The sequence below is a fragment of the Caulobacter sp. CCH9-E1 genome, from assembly GCF_001556515.1.
Taxonomy (GTDB): Bacteria; Pseudomonadota; Alphaproteobacteria; order Caulobacterales; family Caulobacteraceae; genus Caulobacter.
In genome coordinates this window covers 1-1,429 of record NZ_LSJA01000096.1, presented here as the reverse complement: position 1 = coordinate 1,429, position 1,429 = coordinate 1, and the positions used below count along the sequence as shown (strand labels likewise).

At 71.1% G+C, this 1,429-nt stretch carries 1 protein-coding gene; it reads left to right on the top strand.

What is annotated here, in order from left to right; genetic code table 11:
• The first annotated feature begins 145 nt into the window (after positions 1-145).
• On the top strand, positions 146-1,369 hold the full coding sequence (locus AX690_RS05810) for a phage major capsid protein (protein WP_066682766.1): 1,224 nt from the start codon (positions 146-148) through the stop codon (positions 1,367-1,369).
• Positions 1,370-1,429: the final 60 nt, after the last annotated feature.

The window sequence follows — 1,429 nt, the reverse complement described above, 5'->3', positions numbered from 1 at the left end:
AGATCCTCCCCCGCGACGCGGGGGAGGTGGCCCAGAGGGCCGGAGGGGGCGAGCTCGGCATCGTCCAGTTAGCCCCCTCAGTCGGCTTCGCCGACAGCTCCCCCGCATCGCGGGGGAGCATCTGTCACCTCTTTCGGAGAACCCCATGAAGGAAACCAAACACGCGGCCTCGCCCGAGGCCCGCGCGGCGCTGGCTGATGTCCTGACCGCGTTCGAGAGCTTCAAGGCCGCCAACGACGCGCGCCTTTCGGCCATCGAAACCAAGCGGGCCGACGTCCTGCTGGAGGAGAAGGTCGGCCGCATCGACGAGGCCATGGCGCGGGCTCAAGACCGCCTCGACCGGATCATGGCTGACCTGCGTCGCCCCGCCCTGGGCGGCGAGGCGCCGGTCGCCAGCGTGGACGAGCGCAAGGCCGCCTTCGACCGCTATGTGAAGACCGGCGAGACGCCCGCCGCGCTGCTGGAGGCCAAGGGCCTGTCCGAAGGGACGGCCACGGCGGGCGGCTATGTCGCCCCGCCGGAGCTGGAGCGGCTGATCCTGCGGCGCCTGGCCGCCACCTCGCCGATGCGCGAGATCTGCCAGGTCCGCACCATCGGCGCGGGGACCTTCCGCAAGCCGGTCTCGCCCACGGGTCTCGCCGCCGCCTGGGTGGCCGAGACCGCCGCGCGGCCCGAGACCACGGCCCCGACCCTGGACGTGATCGACTTCCCGGCCGGCGAGCTCTACGCCAGCCCGGCCGCGACCCAGGCCCTGCTGGACGACGCCTATGTCAGCATCGACGAGTGGCTGGCCGAGGAGGTGCAGGACGCCTTCGCCGCCCAGGAGACCACGGCCTTCGTGTCGGGCGACGGGGTCAACAAGCCCAAGGGCCTGCTGGCCTACACCGCCGCGCCGGACGCGTCCTACACCTGGGGCCAGGTCGGCTATCTGGCCACCGGTGTCGCGGGCGGGTGGACGGCGTCGAACCCGACCGACAAGCTGATCGACCTGATCTACGCGACCAAGGCCCAGTACCGCCAGAACGGCCGCTTCGTCATGAACCGCCGCACGGTCAGCGCCGTGCGCAAGTTCAAGGACGCCCAAGGCAACTACATCTGGAACGCGGCCCTGCAGCCGGGGCAGTCCGCCTCGCTGCTCGGCTTCCCGGTCACCGAGATCGAGGCCATGCCGGACGTGGCCGCCAACGCCCTGGCCGTGGCGTTCGGCGACTTCGAGAAGGGCTATCTGATCGTCGACCGCGCTGGCGTGCGGGTCCTGCGCGACCCGTACTCGGCCAAGCCGCACGTCCTCTTCTACACCACCAAGCGCGTCGGCGGCGGCGTGCAGAACTTCGACGCGATCAAGCTGCTGAAGTTCGCGGCGTCGTAAGCTCATTCGACGTCCCCCTCCCCCTTGCGGGGAGGGGGCAGGGGGTGGGGGTGTCAGCGC

Excerpts from the sequence above, each read along its gene's own strand:
- AX690_RS05810 (WP_066682766.1), top strand. The coding sequence starts at position 146 with ATGAAGGAAACCAAACACGCGGCCTCGCCCGAGGCCCGCGCGGCGCTG.